This is a genomic window from Candidatus Thermoplasmatota archaeon, assembly GCA_018814355.1.
Taxonomy (GTDB): domain Archaea; phylum Thermoplasmatota; class Thermoplasmata; order UBA10834; family UBA10834; genus COMBO-56-21.
The window spans coordinates 1-22,807 of record JAHIZT010000017.1 but is presented as its reverse complement, the minus strand read 5'-3'; the positions used below and the strand labels follow the sequence as shown (position 1 = coordinate 22,807).

General features: G+C 55.8%; 22 protein-coding genes and 1 tRNA gene. 12 read left to right on the top strand and 11 right to left on the bottom strand.

Translation table 11 applies throughout. The features are described from left to right. On the top strand, positions 1 to 181 hold a 181-nt coding region (locus KJ653_00650), incomplete at its 5' end, for a hypothetical protein (GenBank protein MBU0684349.1). A 57-nt stretch (positions 182 to 238) separates the two neighbouring features. Here the strand turns inward: KJ653_00650 and KJ653_00645 are convergent. From KJ653_00645 to KJ653_00635, 3 genes are all read right to left on the bottom strand, one after another. Next, entirely contained in the window at positions 239 to 1,894 is a 1,656-nt protein-coding gene (locus KJ653_00645) for a TCP-1/cpn60 chaperonin family protein (protein ID MBU0684348.1), read from the bottom strand. A gap of 146 nt (positions 1,895 to 2,040) precedes the next feature. Next, positions 2,041 to 2,832: a radical SAM protein gene (locus KJ653_00640; protein MBU0684347.1), complete on the bottom strand. Its 792-nt coding sequence runs from the start codon at positions 2,830 to 2,832 to the stop codon at positions 2,041 to 2,043. Positions 2,833 to 2,836: 4 nt separating this feature from the next. Next, the gene (locus KJ653_00635; GenBank protein ID MBU0684346.1) at positions 2,837 to 4,024 is read right to left on the bottom strand and encodes an Nre family DNA repair protein; all 1,188 of its coding nucleotides are present in this window, start codon (positions 4,022 to 4,024) and stop codon (positions 2,837 to 2,839) included. 289 nt (positions 4,025 to 4,313) lie between these two features. On the opposite strand from KJ653_00635, the gene KJ653_00630 reads away from it, so the two are divergent. Together KJ653_00630 and KJ653_00625 are read left to right on the top strand one after the other, a co-directional pair. Beyond that, on the top strand, positions 4,314 to 4,955 hold the full coding sequence (locus KJ653_00630; GenBank protein MBU0684345.1) for a helix-turn-helix domain-containing protein: 642 nt from the start codon (positions 4,314 to 4,316) through the stop codon (positions 4,953 to 4,955). Positions 4,956 to 5,043: 88 nt separating this feature from the next. Continuing rightward, the gene (locus tag KJ653_00625; protein MBU0684344.1) at positions 5,044 to 5,325 is read left to right on the top strand and encodes a DUF59 domain-containing protein; all 282 of its coding nucleotides are present in this window, start codon (positions 5,044 to 5,046) and stop codon (positions 5,323 to 5,325) included. A gap of 30 nt (positions 5,326 to 5,355) precedes the next feature. Here KJ653_00625 and KJ653_00620 read toward each other — a convergent pair whose 3' ends face one another. Both KJ653_00620 and KJ653_00615 read right to left on the bottom strand, forming a co-directional pair. Continuing rightward, on the bottom strand, positions 5,356 to 6,582 hold the full coding sequence (locus KJ653_00620) for a 2,3-bisphosphoglycerate-independent phosphoglycerate mutase (GenBank protein MBU0684343.1): 1,227 nt from the start codon (positions 6,580 to 6,582) through the stop codon (positions 5,356 to 5,358). Positions 6,583 to 6,649: 67 nt separating this feature from the next. Further along, positions 6,650 to 6,736, bottom strand: a tRNA-Ser gene (locus tag KJ653_00615). A gap of 58 nt (positions 6,737 to 6,794) precedes the next feature. On the opposite strand from KJ653_00615, the gene KJ653_00610 reads away from it, so the two are divergent. The 3 genes from KJ653_00610 to KJ653_00600 all read left to right on the top strand — a co-directional run bounded on the left by KJ653_00610 (position 6,795) and on the right by KJ653_00600 (position 10,135). Next, entirely contained in the window at positions 6,795 to 7,004 is a 210-nt protein-coding gene (locus KJ653_00610) for a hypothetical protein (protein MBU0684342.1), read from the top strand. A gap of 296 nt (positions 7,005 to 7,300) precedes the next feature. Then, positions 7,301 to 8,587, top strand: a complete 1,287-nt coding sequence (locus tag KJ653_00605) for a DNA primase (protein ID MBU0684341.1) — start codon at positions 7,301 to 7,303, stop codon at positions 8,585 to 8,587. Positions 8,588 to 8,602: 15 nt separating this feature from the next. Beyond that, complete coding sequence (locus tag KJ653_00600) at positions 8,603 to 10,135, top strand: ATP-binding protein (protein MBU0684340.1); 1,533 nt, start codon at positions 8,603 to 8,605, stop codon at positions 10,133 to 10,135. Positions 10,136 to 10,144: 9 nt separating this feature from the next. Here the strand turns inward: KJ653_00600 and KJ653_00595 are convergent, their stop codons facing one another. From KJ653_00595 to KJ653_00580, 4 genes are all read right to left on the bottom strand, one after another. Continuing rightward, complete coding sequence (locus KJ653_00595) at positions 10,145 to 10,588, bottom strand: GNAT family N-acetyltransferase (GenBank protein ID MBU0684339.1); 444 nt, start codon at positions 10,586 to 10,588, stop codon at positions 10,145 to 10,147. Positions 10,589 to 10,597: 9 nt separating this feature from the next. After that, complete coding sequence (locus KJ653_00590; GenBank protein ID MBU0684338.1) at positions 10,598 to 12,748, bottom strand: lamin tail domain-containing protein; 2,151 nt, start codon at positions 12,746 to 12,748, stop codon at positions 10,598 to 10,600. A gap of 74 nt (positions 12,749 to 12,822) precedes the next feature. Then, on the bottom strand, positions 12,823 to 13,503 hold the full coding sequence (tpiA, locus tag KJ653_00585; GenBank protein ID MBU0684337.1) for a triose-phosphate isomerase: 681 nt from the start codon (positions 13,501 to 13,503) through the stop codon (positions 12,823 to 12,825). An 11-nt stretch (positions 13,504 to 13,514) separates the two neighbouring features. Then, the gene (locus KJ653_00580) at positions 13,515 to 14,651 is read right to left on the bottom strand and encodes a fructose-1,6-bisphosphatase (GenBank protein ID MBU0684336.1); all 1,137 of its coding nucleotides are present in this window, start codon (positions 14,649 to 14,651) and stop codon (positions 13,515 to 13,517) included. 355 nt (positions 14,652 to 15,006) lie between these two features. Between KJ653_00580 and KJ653_00575 the strand changes: the two genes are divergently transcribed. Both KJ653_00575 and KJ653_00570 read left to right on the top strand, forming a co-directional pair. Beyond that, the gene (locus KJ653_00575; GenBank protein MBU0684335.1) at positions 15,007 to 16,353 is read left to right on the top strand and encodes a CoA-binding protein; all 1,347 of its coding nucleotides are present in this window, start codon (positions 15,007 to 15,009) and stop codon (positions 16,351 to 16,353) included. 212 nt (positions 16,354 to 16,565) lie between these two features. Then, a complete protein-coding gene (locus KJ653_00570; GenBank protein MBU0684334.1) occupies positions 16,566 to 17,477 on the top strand; it encodes a DMT family transporter in 912 nt (303 codons plus the stop codon). A 13-nt stretch (positions 17,478 to 17,490) separates the two neighbouring features. On the opposite strand, the gene KJ653_00565 is transcribed toward KJ653_00570, so the two are convergent. After that, entirely contained in the window at positions 17,491 to 18,738 is a 1,248-nt protein-coding gene (locus KJ653_00565) for a cation:proton antiporter (protein MBU0684333.1), read from the bottom strand. Positions 18,739 to 18,952: 214 nt separating this feature from the next. On the opposite strand from KJ653_00565, the gene aspS reads away from it, so the two are divergent. The 3 genes from aspS to KJ653_00550 are packed head-to-tail and all read left to right on the top strand — an operon-like array spanning position 18,953 to position 21,350. Further along, positions 18,953 to 20,233 (top strand): aspartate--tRNA(Asn) ligase, encoded by a 1,281-nt coding sequence (gene aspS / locus KJ653_00560; GenBank protein MBU0684332.1) that lies wholly within the window; start codon positions 18,953 to 18,955, stop codon positions 20,231 to 20,233. Further along, entirely contained in the window at positions 20,230 to 20,760 is a 531-nt protein-coding gene (locus tag KJ653_00555; GenBank protein ID MBU0684331.1) for a hypothetical protein, read from the top strand. The genes aspS and KJ653_00555 overlap by 4 nt, the downstream gene beginning before the upstream one ends. A gap of 35 nt (positions 20,761 to 20,795) precedes the next feature. Beyond that, complete coding sequence (locus KJ653_00550; protein MBU0684330.1) at positions 20,796 to 21,350, top strand: Holliday junction resolvase; 555 nt, start codon at positions 20,796 to 20,798, stop codon at positions 21,348 to 21,350. Positions 21,351 to 21,479: 129 nt separating this feature from the next. On the opposite strand, the gene KJ653_00545 is transcribed toward KJ653_00550, so the two are convergent. Continuing rightward, positions 21,480 to 21,875: a hypothetical protein gene (locus KJ653_00545; GenBank protein MBU0684329.1), complete on the bottom strand. Its 396-nt coding sequence runs from the start codon at positions 21,873 to 21,875 to the stop codon at positions 21,480 to 21,482. A gap of 333 nt (positions 21,876 to 22,208) precedes the next feature. On the opposite strand from KJ653_00545, the gene KJ653_00540 reads away from it, so the two are divergent. Beyond that, positions 22,209 to 22,807: LysE family translocator (locus tag KJ653_00540; GenBank protein ID MBU0684328.1), on the top strand; the 599-nt coding region annotated here is incomplete at its 3' end.

Genomic DNA, 22,807 nt, shown 5'->3' with positions numbered 1-22,807 from the left:
GGCGGCACAAATCGAAATGGAGATTGCCTATGCGATGAAGAATCGAGCGCATCTTGCTGAGAGAGTACAACACATCATCAAGTGGAGCAAAGACGCGCTCGTGGAATCTGAGATGAGAACGAGGTATGCCGAGTTGCACCAAGAGGTAAAGAGGATGCTGATTCAGCTCGACAAGAAATGATGAAAAAGAAGGAGTTGTTGGAGGCCATCGAGCCTCCGAAAAGAAGCGATTTCGCGTTTACATCATGCCCGGAGGCATGCCGCCCATTCCACCCATGCCACCTGCACCCTTCGGTGGACCCATCTCGGATGGGTTCATCTTCCTGGATGCAATCACATCGTCGATCCTGAGAATCATCGACGCAACCTCTGTGGCGGACTGAATGGCCTGTGTCTTGACCCTGAGCGGCTCGATAACCTTGGCAATCAGCATGTCAGAGACCCTGTTCTCCAGCACGTTCACGCCGAAGTTCTTGCCCGACTTCTTGTTGTGGGCGTTCTTGAGCTCGATCACAACATCGATCATGTCCATCCCTGCGTTCTCAGCAAGTGTCCAGGGAATGACTTCTAGAGCCTCGGAGAATGCCTCGATTGCCAGCTGCTCTCTGCCTCCGACCGATTGTCCATAGTCCTTGAGCCTCAGAGACAACTCGATCTCGGGCGCGCCTCCACCTGATACCGCGACGCCGTCCTCGATTGCGACGGAGACGACTTTGAGCGCGTCATGAAGAGCTCTCTCGACCTCGTCGACCACATGCTCCGTGCCGCCCCTGATGAGAATCGAAACCGCCTTCGGGTTCTTGCAGCCTGTCACAAATGTCATGTCGGAATCAGATATCTTCTTCTGCTCCACCTGCGCGGCCGCCCCTAGCTCAGACGCCTTCAGATCGTCCAGGTTTGTGAGGATCTTGCCGCCCGTGGCTTTCGCGAGCTTCTCCATGTCGGAGCGCTTGACCCTTCGGACAGCGTATATCCCTTCCTTGGCCAGGTAGTGCTGGGTGAGATCGTCGATGCCCTTCTCGCAGATCAGGACGTTAGCTCCGGACTTCTTAACCTTCTCGACCATGCCCCTCAGCGTCTTCTCCTCTTCGTCAAGGAATTTCTGAATTTGGGTAGGGTCTCTGATCTGTATCTTGGCCTCTACCTCAGTCTTCTTGATCTCCAGTGCAGAGTCGATCAGCGCAATCTTCGCATTCTTCACAATGACAGGCATCCTGGGGTGAGTGCGTTCCTTGTCAAGCACGAGCCCCTTGATGAGTTCAGTGTCGGAGACCGCTCCGCCGTGTTTCTTCTCGACTTGGATGTTGTCGATGTCCGCTTTGTATTTCCCGTCCTGCTTTTCGGAGATAGAAGTGACAGCCTCGACTGCGATGTCAGAGAGCAGATCCCTCTCCCCACCGACGCCTTTGCCAGTCATCGCAGTTGTCGCGATCAATCTCAAGGTCTTCTTGTCCGTCGGGGACACCTCGAACCCGATCTCTTTCAAGATCTTCATGGCCTCTTGAGACGCGAGTCTGAAGCCGTTGGAAATCACAGTCGGGTGAACGTTCTGGTCAATGAGCGCCTCGGACTTCTTCAGGAGTTCGCCGGCAAGCACGACCGCGGAGGTCGTGCCATCACCGCATTCGTTGTCCTGAGTCTTGGCGACCTCGACGACCATCTTGGCCGCAGGGTGTTCGATATCTAGTTCCTTCAGTATTGTTGCACCGTCATTCGTGATGACGATGTCGCCCATGCTGTCCACGAGCATCTTGTCCATGCCCTTTGGACCCAGGGTGCTTCTTACGGCATCGGCGACGGCACGAGCTGCCATGATGTTGTTGCTGTGAGCGGTCTTGCCCTTCGTCGACTCCGTTCCTTCTTTGAATATTATAATGGGTTGGTTTCCCAGCATCAGAGATGCCTCCGAGTTTTCGAGTATGCTAGAGCTTCTATATAAGGATTATGCCATGACGGAGATATCCTGGACAATCTCGCGCACTCCTCGAACCCCTTCCTTCGTTCTGGTTTCATTCACAGAGTCCAGGCAAGGTTCGGGCCCTAGAATGCATCCAGCAACTCGATTTCACTTCGAACGCATTCTCGATCGAGGACGGACCGGGTCCTCGATGCCTCGATTTCGGTCTGCGGCCGTAATGACTGTGCCCCCATCTGGGACAAGCATTTTCTCAACCGCGAAGCCGCGATAGGCTTCTGGTTGAACTTGTCCCACATGATTCTTCGGACGCCTGCGTCCCTAGCCTCTCTCACTAACTCGACAAGTGCCTCCTCAGAATCGCAGAGTCCTGGAATGATCGGTGCTGCCATTAGATATGTGTTGACATGCTCATCGTTCAATTCCCTGAGAGCCAAGAACCTTCGATCTGGAGACGGAGCTCCTGGCTCCACGATGGATGCGATTTGCCCGTTCGAACACCCGATGCTTATGCCCACCTCTGCATCGGGCCATCCAGTCAATATGTCAAGATCGCGAAGCACGAGATCTGATTTCGTGAGTATGCTGATACGCGCTCCTGCCCTCTTCAGTACTGCGAGACACCCCCTTGTCAGCTCGTACTCGCTCTCAAGAGGTTGATAAGGATCTGTGACCGTTCCTATCCCAATGACCCCTCGCGGTCTCTTCTCGAGGTCCTTCTTCAGCCTTGAAACGATATTGGCCCTGACCTCGATCACGTCGCCCCATGGCCTAGTCATCTCGAACCTCGTCACATCCTGTGCGTAGCAGTAGGCACATGCATGCCCGCATCCCTTGTACGGGTTCACCGCCCAATCAAGGCCAGGAAGGCGGGATGGTGAGATAGCGCTCTTGCACTCGACCAGACACACCTCCATATAATCAGCTCCAGAGATCGTCGATCCTTCTCTGGAACAGGGCGTCCTTCAGAATGGAGCTGTTCCTGATCCATCTGGAGATCGGGATATCCATGATGGTCGAAATGTGGGTTAGAGCAGCCTTGAGCGTCGCGAATCTCTTCGGTGATGTCCGAAGTGCTGACCGAACGTTCTCGCGGACATTCCAGACCCCGACAGGCAGAATATATCCTGGATGTGCCTCCCTCATGATGGAAACGCCTGCTTGTCTGCGTTCTCTCTGGAGCAGCTCGTTGACTGCCAGACGCGCAGCATAGTAGCATCCCCCGATGCTGGCGTATGTGGTTCTCCCATCGAAGAACTCCCAGTCGGACATAATCGCTATCTTGTCGCTGTGCGGGTTCCAGGCAGTATTGGGATACCATGCCTCGATCAACTCATATCTCCACGAGGTAGGCATCATGAGTATGGCCCATCGGTTGTCTAGGCTCATGGTCTCATACACCCTGTACTCGTCGATCAGCTGGAAGGTCTTCGTGGTCTCAAGCATGTGCAGTCCCAGGTTCGAATCGACTGCTGTGATGCTCCAACGCGTTGGAACGAACTTCCTCCGCTTGCCGACCCCGAAGGCGCCCACGCTAAATGCCCTCTGTATCTGAGAGAGCAGTGTGCCGTCCTTGTACAAGGACACGACAGCCTCTCCTGCCCTCAGGTCGGTGTCGAAGAACGCTTTCTCCAGTCTGTTGTCGAACCTGAAGTTGGAGACTTCAAACTTGCTTAGCGGTGCCGAAGGTCCGAAAGGTTGGACATCGTCATCCACGGTCATCCTGCCCTGGGGTTTCCTCTGGAATTCTGCCACGACCTCTGGAGGATTCCTCGCGAGTGCGAGATCCCTGGTCCTTGCCACGAGCTTGTCGGTGTTCTCGACATCATGGACATCGACGCGGTGCATGCCCCGGACGAGATTGGACCTGAAATCGATGATGTCATCGATGGGAAGTCCGACCCAGCGCTCCGGCGTATCCATCAGCGACGTGTCGCCATGATACGGAGGTATCATAGGACCGATCGCCACATCAGGATATCCAATCCGCCCGACGAACACGCTTGGCGGGCAGGAACCATCGAGAGTGGTCTTATCTATCCTCTCTCTGACCTTCGATGCTGAGTAGAAGCGGGCGATGACGGAGCATCTCTCCTTTCCACACAGCATCTTCGATCCTTTGCAGTAGACGCATCGGGATGAGCGTGTTGAGACGCCCTCAAGGGAGAGCATCTCGTCGAACATGGCGGGGCTGTCCGTCATCGTGCGTGAACGAACGAAAGAAGATAGGTCCATCCTAGTGGGATATCTCCAAGGAAGGTAAATAAGAAGATTCAAGGGAGGTGCGAAAGTACCGTTGACTGCGCGTCGAGAAGAATGCCACCCAAACCTCAAACTTGATATATTGTAGATTCCTTGACACACAGGTCGCCACCGGATTGGGGGGTTGAATCGGCATATGATGGAAGCAGTGATATCTCTCAGGATCCCGCAGAATTGGATGACCGAGATCCCGGAGAAGCATCCGGTCACTGTCAAGGTCCTGGATAGGGTCCCGTATTCTGAGCATGGCGTCAAGGACCTTGTCGAGATTGCGGGGCCTGCGGACATCATGGACGAAGTCCTGAAAGACATCAGAAAGAACCCCCTCGTGTCACATGTCGACACGACCGTCACCGAGAGAGGCAAGATCATCGGCGCAGTGACGACTTCCAGATGCGATATCTGCAGGATCCTCACAGATGCCGATGTTTTCCTGATATCCGCAGAGACGAAGAGCGGTGGGAAGGTCGAATGGACGCTCGTGCTCAGCGCCAAAGAGGTCCTGAAAGACATTTTCGACCATTTGAAGAAGAAGAGCGTCGTGGCGGAACTTGTCAAGCTCACGAAGATAGACGATAAGGAGAGCCTCACGGAGCGCCAGGACAAGATCGCACATGTGGCTTTCGAGAGGGGCTACTTCGACTATCCGAAGAGGATAAGCCTCAGAGAGCTGGCGCGGATGTTCGATGTATCGCCTTCGACGCTGTCCGAGATACTACGAAAAGGTCAGAGGAAGATCGTCTTGGACTACTTCAAGAAACAGAGACAGACCCTGTGACATCACCATATGGCAACTGCGTTAGTTTAATCTATGGCTTCGAAGGTATCGAAGGACAACACGACCAGAAGGGATAAGGGGACAGTAGATGCCAACGAAAAAAGAAGTTGTTACAGCCCTCAAGGAAATCGTTGACCCGCACACGAACGTTAGCGTCTACGATATGGGACTGATATCAGAGCTCGAGGTTACCAAGGACACAGTCCGCCTGACATTCAGGCCAACGTCCCCATTCTGCCCTCTGGGAATCCAGCTAGCACAGAACATCAAGCGCCGGATGAAGGATCTCAAAGGCACACGGAAGGCGAACGTGAAAGTCGTGGGTCATGTCATGGAGGACCAGATAAACAAGTCGCTCCAGGAAGCCTGAACCCGGGCAGTTGCGTGGTATCGATCAATCTCAGGCTCCGAATTTCGTTGCTCGATCTGCCATCCCAAGCAATATGGGCATCAGGTCGGTGCCTCTTATTCTCCCGAGCGCTCCCGAGGCAGCTGATATCTCATCGAAATCACGCACGCCATCGACCCGTGCCCCTCCACCAGATATCGCGAGCGGGACCGGGTCTGCACTGTGCTCTTTCACCGCGACTGGTGTTGAGTGATCGCATGTGATCGCAATTACTACGCTCTCGTGAAGCTCCTTCAGAATCAGACCTAGCATCATGTCGATGTTCTCGACCACTCGGACTTTCATCCGGAAGTCGCCGTCATGACCCGCAATGTCGCCTGCCTTGACGTTCAAGAACACGAAGTCGTGCGTCTTTATCAGCCTCAGGGCAGCATCTGCCTTGGCCTTGTAATCGGTATCGAGGCCACCAGTGGTCCCTGGCACGTCTGGTACGTCCATCCCGACCATGCGGCATATGCCTTTGACGAGGGTGACGCCGGCGACCGCTGCGCATTTCAAACCATAGCGTTCTCCCATCGGGTTCAATTCGCCTATGCTTCCTGAGCCACGAGGCAAGATGACATTCGCGGGCGGGAGATGATTCTTGACCCTCTCCTTGTTGAGGATGTGCACAGAGAGTATCTCGGATGATTTCCTGACGAACTCGTTGAGCACCTTCGCTGTCTTCATGGCCTCAGGAACGAGTGCTTTGGCCTCGAGTACCTTCCCTTCACCGTGTGGGTCCACATCCGACACCCTGTGATCAAGGCCATTTCCCCTGAGCACGAGGACGCCTCTATGCTCCGAGCCTTCTCTGAAAATGACGCTCACACCGTCGATGTTCATCCCGGTAATGGCCTTTGCCAGCTCAGCTGTCCCGGATTTGATCCTGCCGGCTCTCCTATCTATCACATTGAAGGATTTGTCGACCGTTGCGAAATTGCACCTGAATGCGACATCGCCTCTCCCGAGCTCTACGCCCGCTCCGGCCGCCTCTATCGGTCCACGGCCGGTATAGACCTTATATGGATCGTAGCCAAAGAGCGCGAGATGGGCGGTGTCGCTCCCTGGGATTATCCCCGGACCGATGACATCGATTGTGCCACTCATACCATGACGAGCAAGCGCGTCCATTGCAGGCTTCCGTGCCGCCTGGAGGGGAGTCTTCATATCGAGTTCCTTGACAGGCCGGTCCGAAAGACCGTCGCACACAATGAGCATGATCTTCTTTTCTACCATGGCCGAGTGCTGAATGGCCCGGCCGATAATAAAGCTCTGCCGAAGTCATCGAGTCTAAAGGCCCGAGCGCCGAGGGGGAGATTTGAACTCCCGTGGTGACGAACACCAGTAGCTCTCGAGGCTACCGCCTTAAACCGGGCTTAGCTACCTCGGCAATCTGCTGGATGGAAAGCGTTATTACGGGTTCACATATTAACGCTGTCGGTAAGTTGATGAAGGTCACAATCCACCTACTTCCGACCAGGAAGGAGAAGAAGGTTGTAGAGCTGGACAAAGGGGCGTCCGTTGAGCAGGCAATCCGGGCCTTGGGCCTATTCCCTGACGCTTGGATACCGGTAAGGGGGAACCTGCCCCTTCCGCTCGATGAGCCCTTGAAGGACGGGGATGTTCTGAAGCTGATATCCGTGGTCTCCGGAGGGTAGGCAACTGGCATACTGGCCAGAAGCATTCGGAATTATTATCGCGAATATGGAAAAGTATTTATTCGATGGCGCGATAGTACTTTCGAAGAACAGCGCATCAAACTTCAACTGACATATCATCATATATTCAAGTGAATGTCACGAGGGTCGGTACGCCACTGGGCGCTCCTGATCCTCATGGGAAAGATGTCTGTCAATTCCCCGCTGGCGCAGAGACCATAGCGGCAAAACAGCAGTCCAATCGCGGTAGCGGACGGAAGTTGGCATGGCTGTTTTTCAGACAGGAAGTGCGAACAATGGACATAGATCCAAGTACAACGAAATATCTGATATCGGCAAAGCTCTCGACCGACGGGATCGTCGAGAAACCGGACATCGTCGGTGCGATCTTCGGGCAGACGGAAGGCCTCTTGGGCGACGAACTCGACCTCAGGGACCTTCAGAAGAGCGGTAGAATAGGGAGAATCGAGGTCGAGGTCGGCTCCAGCAAGGGCAAGTCCGAGGGCACGATATACGTGCCATCGAGCCTCGACCAGGTCGAGACCGCGATCCTGGCATCGTCTCTGGAGACGATCGACAGGGTCGGCCCATGCAAGGCCAGGATACTGGTGGAGAAGATCGAGGATGTCAGGATATCGAAGAGGAACAAGATCGTGGACCGCGCGAAGCAGCTCCTGACCGAGCTGCTGAAGTCCTCAAAGGTCAGCGGCGTCGACTTGGCAGACGCTGTGCGACAGTCCGTCCAAATCGAAGAGGTCGTGCATTACGGCAAGGAGAGGCTGCCGGCAGGACCGAACATAGAGGACTCGGATGCAATCATCGTACTGGAGGGTCGCTCTGATGTGCTTAACCTGCTTAAGTACGGAATCAAGAATGTCATAGCTGTCGAGGGCACGAACGTACCCCAGACAATAATCGATCTGGCCCGTGAGAAGGTCGTCACGGCGTTCGTGGATGGTGACAGGGGTGGCGAACTCATCCTCAGGGAAATGCTTCAGGTCGCAGAGGTAGACTTCATTGCGAGGGCACCTGCAGGGCAGGAGGTAGAGGAGCTGACCCAGAAGCAGATAGTGAAGTGTCTGAGGAACAAAGTGCCCGCGGACCAGTTTGCAGAAATGCTCAATATCACACCTGCGTTCCCAAAGAATGGTCAAAAAGAAGGCAGACGCGAAGAGGACCGTGGGGACCGCCGCAGGCAAGATGACGACAGAGGACGTCACGGCGGAAGAGAGAGGGAGCAGAAGCCGATGCCAAAACCGATGGAGGACAAGGCCTCCAAGAGGTTCTCACCCGACCAGATGAGGTACAAGAGCGTGCTCGACGAGCTCAACAACACTTCAAAGGCGAAACTGCTGAACGCTGTTGGGAACGTCCTTAAGGAAGTTCACGTCAGCACTCTGGCAGACACCCTTAAGGAGACCGCCGAGGGAGTCACGGCCGTGGTGCTGGATGGGATCATCACTCAGAGGGTCCTCGATATCGCTGTGGAAAAGAATATCATCACGATAGTCGGTGTTAAGCTGGGGAACATCGCCAAGCTCCCGACGAACGTCGAGGTCTTGACGAAGGAAGACCTCATCTGAGCATCGTGATACTTCATGCCAAAAGAGGAAGATTCTTCTGAGAAGGCGCCCAAGTGGCTGGAAGAGTTCGAGACCACGGAGGATATCAAGATTTCCCATGACCCTCTGGAGCGAGTCATAGGACAGGCCGAGGCCGTAAGGCTCGCGAGAATAGCCGCCTCGCAGAGAAGGCACTTCCTCCTGGTAGGTCCGCCCGGGACTGGCAAATCCATGATAGCCCAGGCGCTGTCTCTCTACCTCTCCAGACCGACCGAGGAAATCCGGGTCGTTCACAACCCTGAGAACCCCGAGAAGCCCCTGGTCGAGGTCAAGGGATTCGATGAGGTCACGAAGGAGATGGAGTCGAAGGGGTACGCTGAGGGAGAGTTCATAGACCCCAAGGAAGCACCTGTGAATGTCGCTGAGCGGTTAGGCTATCGATGCTCCAACTGTGGCACACACTCGTCTCCTAAAGACAGCTTCTGTCCCAAGTGTTCCAGGGCAAAGGTCGCTCAGGTGAGATCCACTCCGAACAACCCGTTCGGGGACCTCCTGGGAGGACTCGTCGAGGTGACCATGGGCCAACTCGCTGGCAGGGAGCGCGTCACCACGACTAGGAAGAGATTCGGCAAGGAGGAGGTAGTGGTCTTCGAGCGCGCGGGCGAGATGATCAAGGTCCTGGACCAACAGGCTCTGGAGAAGAGGCGCGAGCTGGAGAAGGAGAGCCCTAGGAAGGTCATCGTTCCCATTGGGAGGAACCCGTTCGTCCTGGCGACTGGTGCCAGCGATGTGGAGCTGCTTGGGGATGTGAGACACGATCCGTACGGCGGCCATCCGCAACTGGGGACCCAGCCCTACGACAGGGTAGTTGCAGGCGCGATCCACAGTGCTCACCAAGGCGTCTTGTTCGTCGACGAGCTGCCTCATCTGGGTCATCTCCAGAGGTACATACTCACGGGGATGCAGGAGAAGAGGTTCCCGATCACGGGCAGGAACCCGCAGAGCGCAGGAGCGAGCGTACGAGTTGACAACGTCCCTTGCGATTTCATCTTCGTCGGTGCATGCAACATCCAAGACCTTCCACACATCATGTCTCCGTTGAGATCGAGGATAAACGGAGGAGGATACGAGGTCCTCGTCGAGACCGTGATGCCTGATACCGACGAGAACCGGTTCAAGATCGCGAGGTTCACAGCACAGGAGATCGTGATGGATGCCAAGATCCCTCACGCCAACCGAGAGTCGGTAGTGGTCATAATCGAGGAGGCCAGGAAACGCGCCAAGTTGGTCGACGGCAAGGACAAGGCGCTGACCCTCAGGCTTAGAGAGCTCGGCGGGCTCATCAGGGCCGCAGGAGACGTAGCCGTGGTAGAAGAGGCGAAGCTGATAGAGGCGAGACACATGAAAGAAGCCCTGAGGCGTGCGAGGCCCGTCGAGGAGCAGATCAAGGAGAGATACGGAAGCTATATGGGCGGCCTCTCGTCCGATGTCAGCACATCAGAGAAGGAATCCTCGCCATACCACTACTGGAACTATCATGTTCACGACGACAAGAGAGGATATCAGTAGCGAGGACGATCAGCTCTCGAGGACCTTCATCATCTTGTAGGCGGCCTCGCCGTTGCTATAGAAATTCTTTATCTCGCCATAGGTCGTGAATCCTTGCCGCTCGTAGAACGCGATAGCGTCCTTGTTGCTCTTCCTGACCTCTAGAATGACCGTGTCAAAACCCTTCGCCAGGCTGTTTTCGTAGAGATCCCTCATCAATCGCCGGCCGTTGGATCTCCTCCTCACCTGTGGAAGGACTGCAAGCATGAGGACCCTCGAGACCTTCGTCCCTGAGGGGACGGCGGCAACGAAGCCCACCATCCTACCCTCATCAACAAGGACCAGAAAGCCTTCTCTCCAGAGGTTCGAGACGGTCAGATAGAGAGATGGAGGATACGACTCACCGAGAGACTCCTTGACGATCGCTATGATTGATGGGATGTCTGTTGGGGAGAACGGCCTCGTGAGCATCATTGTCCATGGTCAATTGGGAACCTGATGATTAATCTTGCGAGGGGGCCGACTGCATCTCCGGGCAATGGCGACTCCGAGCAGAACACCTGCACACCCCGCGAGTGAGTACGCGAGCGTCTGCCCGATCTCCGTGCCAGCGCGGCCATGGCTCCCGAGTTCCTGTGTCACGACATCTATCGTCACCGTGTCCGTGTCTGAGTTACCCCAGCTATCCTGAACCGTGAGCGAGACTCGGAATCGTCCCGGCACGGTCGGATACAGCTCGACGGACACGCCGTCGTGGTCGGTCTTGCCATCGCCGTCAGTGTCCCAGGACCACGAGATAATCGCCCTGTCATCTGTGGATCCACTTCCATTCAGCATGACAGACTTTCCCAGCTGAAGCTCCATGTCCATCCCCGCATCGGCCTCAGGAGGGACATCATCGGGGCTCCAGTCCAATTCGAAGCTTCGGCCGAAGTACTGAGCAGTTTCCTGCGACTCTACCAGTGCTGCGAGTTCCCTGTTGCTGGCGAAAGAAGACGACCCCCAGTTGTTGCTTGATATCATGGACAAGAGCCCGTCGAACACAACTCCCTTGTTGTGAACGACAGTGATGGGGCTATTGGGGTCCATGAGCTTGAATTCACCTTCGAGGGTCTCATTCGAGGCGAGAGAACCAAGATATTCGGTGACCTCTTGGTTCCTGTCGAAATTGAACCAAGTGGAGTCCAGTATCATGCGAACGTGCCCCCCTTCCCTCATGCAAGCGGCAATGCGGGAAACGAACGGGTTGATCACCAACCCGGATGTCCATCTCTCCCGCCAATAGAGGTCTGCCTGGAATTGCTCTACCATCAAGGAGCTCGATTCCTCAATCAAGGTGTTCAGGTAGGGGGCCAAGACCGAGGCGTCAGGAGAAGGGACAAACGTGACCTTGCATTCTGATGATGGCGTGAAAGTGGTGAGAACGCCTTTCAAATGATTCGCGACCGGTGACGGGGGAATGCGCGCAGAGAGGTTGCATCTCTTGTCCGAACGCCATCCGATGACATCAGGTCGCGAAGACCGCGAATCTGAATCGAACACCTGGGCTAGCCACTCAGCCAATTCGGTATCGGAGACTGCAATCCCCCATCCTCGATTCGCGAACACCCTGTCGTTCGAAATGCCGCTCTCTACGAAGTTCTCGGACATCACGACTACAGACTGCAGGTCCAACACCAAGTACTTCGAGTGGAGTGGGCCGACATGTTGCACGACCTTCTTAGACAGATTCCCGTTGAGGATGCGAACGTCCGCGCCGGCCGATGACAGAGCTGACAGACACGCTACCTGCTCTTCGTCCATCCCACCAGCGGGCGCACCATCGACGAGGATGCGGACATCGACTCCTCGATCGACGGCTGCCAATAGCGCCTCGGACGCGGCTGATGATGAGAGTTCGTATCCACACAGTCGGATGACATAGTCGGCCGATCCGATGCGCTCCAGCACCACATCCAAGGAGCAGTCGGGGCTCGTGAAGGCGACCACACTCCCTCCTGGCACTCTGACCTCGATCGGGGAGAACTCGGTGTATCCGTATTTGTACTCACGGAACGGTCGCCAATCCTGGGAGGAGTCCGAGTCCCGAAACGTGGTTCCCCTCCGGATGCGCTTGACCACTTCGCCTGACCGGACATCCGAGATCGCGGGACCAGACCATCCAGGCGACGATTCCGAACAGCCACCGTACTTCACGAAGTCCGACGTTTCGTTGGTGGGGGAGATGAGAGAAATCGAGTCACCATTGTCAGCCAGCCGGAAGGTCCCCGACACCGACACTGACGCCTCGACGTCGTCCAATGCCACGTCCGGAGTCCTGTCGAACGCAGAAAGGAAGGATGTTGAGTTGCATGAGATCGAGACCATCCCTCCGGGTGGAATCCAGACATCCTTCAGGAACTTCCACGAACCCTCCCCATCGCTCAGACTCCAATTCCTCAGGTCGATTCCGATCGGTGCAGTATTAGTGAGCACGATGTACTCATCTCCGTTAAGCCCGCACGGGTAGAATTCAGAGACAAGTAGACCAGGCGCTGGGTAGGAACCCATAGAACCAGCCGACAGAGTCGCATCATACGGGTGATACGGCGCGAACGCGATTGACAAGAAGAGCAAGGCCGATGACACCGCCAACCCGCGTCCGCACCGCATCGCCTAGACAGCCGCTGCAGATATGAAGAACGGATATGGCTACACGTACGCTTCGGCTAGGTCTTGAGTCCAGAGACAAGGTCGAGCAGGACTGCCCTCCGGTCCTTGGCCTTGACGACGCCGCTGGCCAGGAGCACTCCGTCCGTGCCGAGATCGATTGCCATCGCGACATCTTTGCCGTTCTTGATGCCAGCGCCACAGAGCACGCCCACATCCTTGCTTATTGTCCTGATAGCATGAACGGTGTCGGAGACAATCTTCGGGTTGGCCGTCGTCACGGATACATCCCCGCCTATCAGCTCCGGTGGTTCGATCGCTATGAAATCCGGCTCCATGGCGGCACACGCTTTGCTTACCGCGAGGTTGTTCGTGCAGACTATCGTGACAAGGCCGGAAGAACGGGATCTGTCAATGAGTTCATGTATCTCATAGATCTTCAGCCGCCTCTCGGAATGATTGATCAGTGTGCCCTTGGCGCCTGAGGCTTTGGCGTTCTCCACAGTGACGTGGCCCGTGGTGCTCCCAGAATTCACGCTGTCCAGATGCTGTGCGAAAACGGGTATCTTCACGGACGATGCAACCAGCGCCAAATCCATCATCGGAGGGGCTACTATGATTGCGGCTTTCGTCTCCGAGGAGACATCAGCGCACATCTTGGCGAGCCTGAGTGCCTCCGGGCCGCTCGCCTCGGGATATGTCTTGAAGTTGACCACGATGGCTGGCTTCCGAACTGTCACGGGTAACTACCTCAGCCCAGAGGCTGCATCCTCGGCTCCAACTTCTTCAAGATTTCCGGCCTGGTGGTGTATTCGAGATCCTCTGGGGATACGATTCCTGGCATGAACGGGCCGTGGCCTCTCATGTAGATCGATATCTCCATTGCCTTGTTCCGGACACAATCCCACTCCCTGCCGGAGAAGTAGTCCACCGGTTTGTGGTCTCCAGGTTTCGAGCCAGGGGCCTCCGAGCCCTGTATCTTGCCATTGGTTATCTGAATGCCTAGCGCGCATACCCTCGGCGGACCGTCGTGATATGACGGATCGGACTCGTCGACTGCACAGGGGTACCATGCCCCGTAGTGCGACCCCCTCATCCAACCAGCAACCAGCTGCGGGAATGCGAATGGCTGGAGGACCTCACCAACGGCAGGGAAGCCAGATTGGCATCTTACCAGCATGACCGGGTCGTCCTTGCCCACATACTTGCCAGCAAGCATGTTGAGTTTCTCCGTCGAGATGACCGCAGCTATGCCGAGAGTGTGGTGAATGACCCGCTTCACGGCGTATCGTGTAGTGTCGCCCAGGAGCGCGAGTATGTCGTACAACTCGGATGGCGAACTCATGACCACCTTCTTGTGATCGACGATATCGACCAACTCGAGGTCATAACCGAGGTGTGCCCTTGGGTCTATCACGAGACCAGTGGTCGTGAACGGGTCCATGAAGATCTTTGAGACAGGGAGCGAATAGGCCGCTGGACCGCACTTGTCCGCCATGAAGACCAGCATCGGCTCGGTGGGCCTCTCCTCGAACTCCATCTCAGCCGCACCCGGACCCTGGCCACGTACGTTCCCTGAGAAGGCGTCTGAGAGCAGGTCCTGGCCAGCAGCGTAGAGGTGCATCTTTTTGGCCTCGCTGGATGCAGCCATGAAGGCGTTCCAGGCGAGCTCGTGGATCTCGCGGTTGTTCTCACCCTTCCGGTGCGTCATCAGCAGCTGAATGTCATCTCCGCACCTGGTAACGTAGTAATCGTTCAAGAGGCCGCCTCTGACGGCCCTGCCGAGGTGCTCAGAGGCTACTTCCATCATCCTCGGATGAGGCTTCGAATGCCCCGCTATCGATCCGACATCTGCTTTGATCAGTGAAACGGTTACCTTTTCCGGCATTTCAGTTTCCTCCACTCAAACACTGTACAAGCGTGGCCTGAGTTCTGCCGATAAGACGCTTGGCGTATATTAACCGTTTCCGATGGAACGACATGGCATTCGCGGCGACGACGGTTCCTGGCACATTGCCATGGGGCTGCACCCAGAGATCGACCAGTAGCCTACGTTCAACGCGCTTCAGGTGTTCTCACGATATGTCATGAACGACTGACACCAGCCTGAGTTCATAGCAAAGGATTAAACGAACCTAGGGCTCTTTTCCGCATGCGAGTGAGCGACTGTGGGAATTGTAGAAGAACTTAGACCCATTTTCTCGCCCAAATCGATCGCCGTCATCGGGGCATCCAGGAGCCCGATGAAGATTGGATACGAGATACTGCAGAACATTCTCGTCCAGGGGTACACTGGAAAGGTCTTCCCCATCAACCCCGAGACGCCTCAGATCATGGGCCTGAAGACGCAGCCGAGTGTCATAGCTGTCAAAGATGATATCGACCTGGCCATAATCGCGGTCCCCGCCGAATTCGTCCCGAAAGTGATGACCGAGTGCGCGAAGAAGAAGGTCAAAGGAGCAATCGTGATATCCTCCGGGTTCGGGGAGACGGGCGAGCGAGGGAAGCAGCTCGAGGAAGAGGTCCTGCAGATCGCGAGGAAGGGCGGAATACGGCTCATCGGTCCCAACACGCTCGGATACAAGGACCCCATCGACAATCTGGACGCGGCGTTCGTCTTCGGCATGCCAAGGCCGGGCGAGATCGCGCTCATCAGCCAGAGCGGCGCGCTGTGCATAGGCATGATATACTACGCGAACGGCGAATACATAGGCCTCTCAAGGGTCATCAGCGTGGGCAACAAGGCAGATGTAGATGACGCAGACCTCATCGATTACTTGGGCCAGGACCCATCGACCAAGGTCATCGCAATGTACATCGAAGGCATCAAGGACGGAAAGAAGTTCCTCGACGCTGCGAGAAGATGCCCCAAGCCAATCGTGGCGATCAAGGCTGGAAGGACTCCAGCCGGCTCCGCAGCTGCATCGACTCACACGGGTTCACTTAGCGGATCCGATGCCGTCTACGACTCCGCCTTCAAACAGGTCCACATCCAGAGAGCGTACGATGTCATCGAGCTCTTCGATTTTGCTAGGGCGTTGGCGTACCAGCCGCCTGCTTCGGGCAACAAGGTGGGAATAATATCGAACGGCGGAGGCGCTGGCATAATGGTAGCGGATTGGTGCGAGTCCATCGGCCTGAGGGTTCCCAACCTGAGCAAGAAGACACTGGAAGTGCTTCGGCCTCATCTGCCAAGCATCACGACCGCACGGAACCCCTTGGACGTGACTGGAGACGCCAGATTCCACAGATATCACGCGACTGGTAGCATCATGCTCTCGGACCCAAACGTCGATGCCCTGATCATGACCTGCGTTCACGCGGGCATAGCCCGACCGAGGGAGTACGTGGGAGCTGTCATCAAGCTAGTGGAGGAGAAGAGGAACCTCAAGAAACCCATTGTGGCCTGTTGGGTGGGCGGCCGCGAGATAGACGAGGTCGTGCAGGAGCTGAGGGTGAAGAACATCCCAGTCTATTCCTCTGCGATGAGGGCGGCAAAGGCCGTGAAATGCCTCTACGACGAGGGTAAGCGCCTGGACATGCTTAGCAAGAAGAAGCAGACCAAAGACGCTCCAAGCAGCTTAAGCTGAGATTCCCAATGGGGGGACAGGTTTTTCCCGCCGAGGTAACATCTGGCATAGCGAAGACCAGGCGACATCGGGAGCGCAGACCTCCTTCCGCGAGGCCGCGATGCACAGCAAATAGAATACCCTGGACCGTCGGTCAGTGGTCAGGGGTGGTTCGAAGGGTTGGCTGAACGTCCAGAAGGCTCAAATCCTCGTTCGTCATCGCGTCGACTCAGATGACAACGCGGGAGAGCACGTTGAGGGTTTCCGCATACGCGCTCATCGCAGTTGCGCTCTGGGGCCTTGCGTTCCCGCTGATACAGATCGGCCTTGAGAGTTTCTCGCCAGTCATGCTCGGATTCGTCAGGTTCGCCCTAGCGTCCAGCCTCATGGCAGTCGTCGTGGCAATCCGTTACCCGCTCCGCAGGATATCGGAAGCACTGAGAAACGAATGGAAGCCTTTGCTCGCATTGAGCGTCCTCTACGTCACAATCCCGAACATCGCGCAGAACATGGGCCTGGAGCATGGGACATCCTCGATCGCATCGGTGATCCAGTCTTCCGGGCCAGTGATGACCCTGTTCTTTGCGGTCATCCTTCTCAAAGAGAGACTCACGAGGATGAAAGGGTTGGGGACCGCAGTGGCCATGACCGGCACTGTGTTGCTTGTCGCAAGCGTGGGCATTTCATTTGAGAACGAAGACTTCGTTAGCAATATCCTAATCCTGATCTCGGCCGCCTCATATGGCCTTGCGTGGATCTCTGCCAAAAGGATGCTTGAGAGGAACCCGCCGATTCTCATCATAGGACTCTCGCTGGTCATCGGCACGGGACTCCTCGGCCTCGTGGTGCCGTTCGAGAGCGATTCCATGTTCGTGATCACAGGGGATTCTGTGCTGAACTTGCTGGTCCTCGGATTGCTGTGTGCTGGGATGTCGTCCGTGTTGTATCTCTCATCCCTGAAGCACGAAGAGGTGTCGAAGATGGCGTTCTTCATCTACCTCATGCCAGTTTTCGCGTCCCTCTTCGCATGGGTTCTGAGAGACGAGGGCGTCGCCCCGTGGACCGTCTTCTGCGGCCTGATTATCGTGATCGGGATCGTCATTGCAAACAGGGACATGTCCGGGAAGAATCTGGCCGCGGAATAATGATCTGACTGCTCTACCGGGAGCTTATGGATTCGGTGAGGACATCGTGCTCCTTGACCCCGACTGGTATCTCCTGTGCCTTCACCGCCCGGTTATAGTAGATCTTGAAGAGCATCGGCGCGAGGATGGTCGACAGGAAAGCGGTCAGCACCAGAAGCGAGAACATGTATTGCTCGATCAGCCCCTGCTCGAAAGCGAGCTGCGCGAACACGAGCTCCATCGCGCCCTTGCCCATCAGCATGGATCCTATCGCCATCGATTCGTTCCTTCCGAGACCTCCGATGCGGGCGGCGAAGTAGGACCCGGCGATCTTGCCTACAATCGCGATCCCAAGGATGGACGCGAAGAATGGGAGGTAGTCCACAACGCTCCCGAAATCCACTGTGAAACCTATCACGACGAAGAATATGGGTGCAAGGAACCCCATAGTGACTCCAGAGAGGATGTCCTCGACTCTGGTCCAGACCTTCAATCTGGTCCCTGTCTCCCTCAGAAGCAGACCGGCGACGAACGCCCCAATCACCCCAGGAAGACCTGCCCATTCCGCCACTATTGCGAACCCGATGGCGATGCCGACGGCGATTGCGAACGCCGCCTCGCCAGTCCTCATCCAGCGAAGAACTCTGTAGACATGGGGGACGAGATATCTCCCAACTATGAGGGCGAGAGCGAAGAAGATTGCGAAGCTGACAGAGAGATATGCCACGGTCTCGAAATCACTCGATTGCTCGTTTGCTCCGAGGACAACTCCGAATGCGAACAGCAGGACGACGTCGGTGATGAGCGCGGCGCTCACGATGGTGGCACTTGTCCTGGTCTTCAGGACCTCCATGTCCTTCAACACTCTGATCGTCACAGGCAGCGCTGTGACTGACATGGCGATTGCTACGAACACAAGAGTCGGACCTGCAAGGTCGAAGTACACACCCGCGAAAAGACCGACTACGAATGGCACGCCAATCCCAGCAGCCGCAATAGCGCCGCCGAGCCAAGAGGCTGACCTGATTAGCTTGGGCGAGAACTCGAGGCCGACATAGAGCATCAGGAACAGCATTCCGAGGTCGCCCAGGTTCTTGATGAACTGGTCATCATACATGTTGCCCAGGCCAGTGAAGATCTTGCCGAGGATGAATGGGCCCAGGACTATGCCTGCAAGGAGCTCACCGACGATTGCGGGTTGGTTGACCCTCGAGAGGACCTCGCCGAGCCCTTTTGCAAACGCTATGATCATGAGGACATAGACGAGAATGGAAAACTCCATCGGCACACCATCGCGGGCTCGGACTGAGGAAGCCTTGCATGGAGATTAATGTTCGCAACAAGTGGTCCCTGGCGTCTTGGTGGTCTGTCGGCGTGCGGCTCGGGACATCGGTCCGAGAAAACAGTTAATAACTTCGACTAGGTTATGCCGGGACGGTGTAACTTTCTTGCCGTCATGGCAACACATCACATACTCTAAGCAAATCGATGCTTCGATGTTCGGAAAGCTGGTGACCGTCGGAGGCTGGGTCCAGGACCTGCGGAACCTCGGAGGGATTTCCTTCCTTCAGCTGAGGGACAGAGACGGCGTCACTCAAATCACCACTCTGAAGAAAAGGAGCAAGGAACTGTTCGACCTGGTGGCCTCGATCCAGAGGGAATCAGTCATCCTCGTCACTGGGACTGTGAAGGAGAGCAAGGAGGCGAGAGCGGGCTTCGAGATCATCCCCGAACGGATCGACATCCTGAACAGGGCTGAGGCTCCGCTGCCACTCGGAGTAATTGACAAGGTCGGAGCAGATCTGGACACCAGGCTCAACAACAGGTTCTTGGACCTGAGGAAGGAAGAGGTCAGGGCGATCTTCCAGGTGGAGGCAAAGACGACCGAAGGCATCAGAAGATACCTGATGTCAGAGGGATTCGTGGAGGTTCACACGCCCAAGATAGTCGCAGCTGGGGCAGAGGGGGGTTCCACGCTGTTCGCGATCAAGTACTTCGATCGGAACGCATACCTCGCCCAGAGCCCCCAGCTATACAAGCAGAATCTCATGGCGACTGGCCTTGACAGAGTGTTCGAGATCGCGCCTGCATACAGAGCCGAGGCCTCCGACACCATCCGCCACATAGCCGAGTTCATCTCCCTCGACGTCGAGCTGGCATTCATCGAATCATCAGAGGACATAATGGCTGTGGCCGAAGGAATCGTGGTGAACAGCCTGGACTATGTCCTCGAGAACGCCAGGACCGAACTGGAGAGGCTCGGGGCGAAGATAGAGAAGCCTTCGGTCCCGTTTCCGAGGGTGAAGTACAAGGATGCCGTGGAGATGGTGAAGGCCGAGGGGATGAAGATCGAGCACGGAGATGACCTCGGGACCGAAGGGGAGAAGTCCCTCGGGGAGGTCATGAAGCGCGATAAGAAAGCTGAGCTTTATTTCATCACAGAGTTCCCCACTTCACTTAAGAGAGGCACTTTTTACGCCAAGCGATTCGATGACGACCCAGAGACGACTGGATACTTCGACCTCGACTACAAAGGGCAGGAGATCGTCTCCGGCGGACAGCGGGAACACCGGTACGATGTCCTGACGGAACAGATGAGGGAGAACAACCTCAGCCTCGAGTCCTTCGATTTCTACCTCAAGGGCTTCAGATACGGGATGCCTCCGCACGGAGGATTCGGGTTCGGGGTCGAGAGGTACGTCCAGAAGATGCTGGACTTGCCTAACATCAGGGAGGCCGTCCTATACCCCAGAGACAGGTCAAGACTGGTTCCGTGAGAAAGACCCCGAAGAGGATGCTTCTTGAGCTCCCTTCAGCGGGCGAAATCGACGACCTGGCCACGACCACGCCTCATTTCGAGGTCCGCAAGTTCGAGTTCGATATGGGGAAGGACAAGGCGGACCTGAACTATGCACCCTGCAAGGGAGAGATGATCCTCGTGATCGTCGGAGAGAAGGGCATCGTACTTGTCGGGGACAAGGGCTCCGAGAGCTGGAGATTGCCCTCTTGCAGGATCCGCACGCACGAGACGGCCATCCAAGCTGCGAAGAGAGTAGCGAAGGAGGAGTGCGGTCTTATGCTGAGGAGCCTCGAGCTTTCTGGCATGTACGATGTCGTCTGGCACTACGCCGACCTATCTGTGAAACGCCTGCATCTGCTCTATGCCGCCATCACGGACGACTGCGAGTGCTGCTCGGATGGACGAAAAGGCGCCTCGGAAGCCAGGTTCTTCACGGAAGTCCCCAAATCGGTTCTGGATGATGAGCTCATGAGGAACGCGCTCGCTGACTGCAGTGAAAAGTGATTTAACCAGAGTGGCGCATACATCTGACGAAGGCGATGGGACGCATTTTTGAGCGTGAACTAAAGGGAATACTGAAGGGCGACGACGATATCCTCGCACGCGTGACAAAAACCTGCACGCCAGAAGAGAAGAAAGCATACTCGAAGATTAGAGAGCATCCATTCCTTGTCATCAGAGGAGCTGGATCTCTCGGGATGGATCTGGTGGCAATTCGCTGGAAGATATCGTTCCCCATCGAGGTCAAGAGCTCCGCAAGTGATGTTCTGAGATTCAGCAGAAGCGAGAAGCTCATTCTGCAAGCAGAACAGATGATACGAGACTGCACAAGGGTCGGCTTGGTCCCGATGTACGCTTTCAGGTTGAAGGGAAAAAGGGGCGATGCTTGGAGAGTGTTCGCTCTCACTGTCGAAAACGGAGACCAGTGTTTCACTGGCCTTCAGAAGCTAGTATACCACAAACTCCCGAAAGTGATGCCATCAAAAGAGGGGAATTTCATCATGCGATGGAACGAAGGAATGCAGCTGAGCAGCTTCATTGCCTACTTGTCCTTTCTCTCAGACAACGAATCTAGCAGTTCATCTAGCTTATAGAAAGAGAAATATGAGAAGGGAGAGACCTGCCTTGGTCCCACTTTCGCCTTTGAACCCTCATCAGAGACGGCTCTAGGAGTCAGCGGTGGAAATCATTTTGGAGACGAAAGCTAGGTCGGTCTAAAATCATCATTGTCTAGACCTAGAAGCGAAGAACGCTTTCACACGCGGCCTGCCGAGATAAAGGATTATCACGACATTGAGGATCATCGTCCAGACGGGCGATTCTGGAACTAGCCTCGCTGGCAGGATCATGACGCCTGCCAACGCGAGGAGGATCGCGAACGCCGCAATCATCCTGCCCTTCCTCCTTGCCCGTTCATGGCCTTTGACATACCCCCGGGCCAGGAACAGGTAAAATAGTCCAATGATCAGAAATCCGAGCCCGATGAGGGACACAATGCCCGAGATAGACTTCTCCAGCGTCGAGGAGAAAGAGAAGAGAGCGAGCCCGGCGCCAAGGGATTGAATTCCAGCGACAATCGCGATGATCGCAAGAATAGTGACACCCAGAGGCCTTCCCACTGGTCTAATCCGCTGAGAGCCCGTCAGAGGTTGACACCTTGGAAGGCTAGATTGGCGTAATCCTATTTGGAATCTCTTGGCATGCGACCAGACGGAAGCATTCGATGAATAAAAACGGGAAAGCCGGGAAGAGCAAGTGCTCGCCCGGCAGTTGACAAGATCTCAGCACTCATAGGGTTCATCACTGGCCCTTGACGGGCCTCAGCTGACCCTCTTGTCATCACAACGAGACCACATCGTCCTGCCTGTATATGAGAAGCGGGGGCTGGCACACGGAAATGCGGATCGACGATGGACACTGATTATATAGGTACTCCACGCTGATGGCAAATCGTGGATCCCTTCATCGAGAACTTCTGGGTCTTCCTGGGAACTGCGATCATAATCTCGCTATCTGGTGTGATGACCCCGGGACCGCTGTTCGCCGCCTCCGTGGCAAAGGGGTACACAGACAAGAGGGCTGGTGTCAAGATCGCGCTTGGACACGGACTCGTCGAGTTCCCCCTCATGGCCATCATCGCCCTTAGCCTTGGATATGTGTTTGAGAACACGGCGGTCAGACTGGCGATTGGTTTGGTTGGAGGGGCGCTGATGATATTCCTTGGCTCGATGATGCTGAGGAAGAGGAACAGCGCCGTCCAGGACGGAAGCGAGTACATTCCGTATGATGCCATCACCGCCGGGGCGTTGACCACATCCCTGAACCCGTACTTCCTCCTGTGGTGGGCAACGATCGGTGCATGGCTCATGATGAATGCCGAGTGGTTCGGTGCAGTGGCGGTCGTTGTCTTCGCCATCGTCCACTGGAGCTGCGACCTCGGCTGGTATACGCTGACGTCCTACACGGTCTTCAGAACGAAGCATCTCTGGACCCCACGCATCCACCGGCTTGTGTTCCAAACGTGCGGAGTCCTGATGATGGCTTTCGGCAT

Coding starts and splice junctions, on each gene's coding strand:
- KJ653_00645 (MBU0684348.1), bottom strand. CDS start 1,894: ATGCTGGGAAACCAACCCATTATAATATTCAAAGAAGGAACGGAGTCG.
- KJ653_00640 (MBU0684347.1), bottom strand. CDS start 2,832: ATGGAGGTGTGTCTGGTCGAGTGCAAGAGCGCTATCTCACCATCCCGC.
- KJ653_00635 (MBU0684346.1), bottom strand. CDS start 4,024: ATGCTGTGTGGAAAGGAGAGATGCTCCGTCATCGCCCGCTTCTACTCA.
- KJ653_00630 (MBU0684345.1), top strand. CDS start 4,314: ATGATGGAAGCAGTGATATCTCTCAGGATCCCGCAGAATTGGATGACC.
- KJ653_00625 (MBU0684344.1), top strand. CDS start 5,044: ATGCCAACGAAAAAAGAAGTTGTTACAGCCCTCAAGGAAATCGTTGAC.
- KJ653_00620 (MBU0684343.1), bottom strand. CDS start 6,582: ATGGTAGAAAAGAAGATCATGCTCATTGTGTGCGACGGTCTTTCGGAC.
- KJ653_00610 (MBU0684342.1), top strand. CDS start 6,795: ATGAAGGTCACAATCCACCTACTTCCGACCAGGAAGGAGAAGAAGGTT.
- KJ653_00605 (MBU0684341.1), top strand. CDS start 7,301: ATGGACATAGATCCAAGTACAACGAAATATCTGATATCGGCAAAGCTC.
- KJ653_00600 (MBU0684340.1), top strand. CDS start 8,603: ATGCCAAAAGAGGAAGATTCTTCTGAGAAGGCGCCCAAGTGGCTGGAA.
- KJ653_00595 (MBU0684339.1), bottom strand. CDS start 10,588: ATGATGCTCACGAGGCCGTTCTCCCCAACAGACATCCCATCAATCATA.
- KJ653_00580 (MBU0684336.1), bottom strand. CDS start 14,651: ATGCCGGAAAAGGTAACCGTTTCACTGATCAAAGCAGATGTCGGATCG.
- KJ653_00575 (MBU0684335.1), top strand. CDS start 15,007: ATGAAGATTGGATACGAGATACTGCAGAACATTCTCGTCCAGGGGTAC.
- KJ653_00570 (MBU0684334.1), top strand. CDS start 16,566: ATGACAACGCGGGAGAGCACGTTGAGGGTTTCCGCATACGCGCTCATC.
- KJ653_00565 (MBU0684333.1), bottom strand. CDS start 18,738: ATGGAGTTTTCCATTCTCGTCTATGTCCTCATGATCATAGCGTTTGCA.
- aspS (MBU0684332.1), top strand. CDS start 18,953: ATGTTCGGAAAGCTGGTGACCGTCGGAGGCTGGGTCCAGGACCTGCGG.
- KJ653_00550 (MBU0684330.1), top strand. CDS start 20,796: ATGGGACGCATTTTTGAGCGTGAACTAAAGGGAATACTGAAGGGCGAC.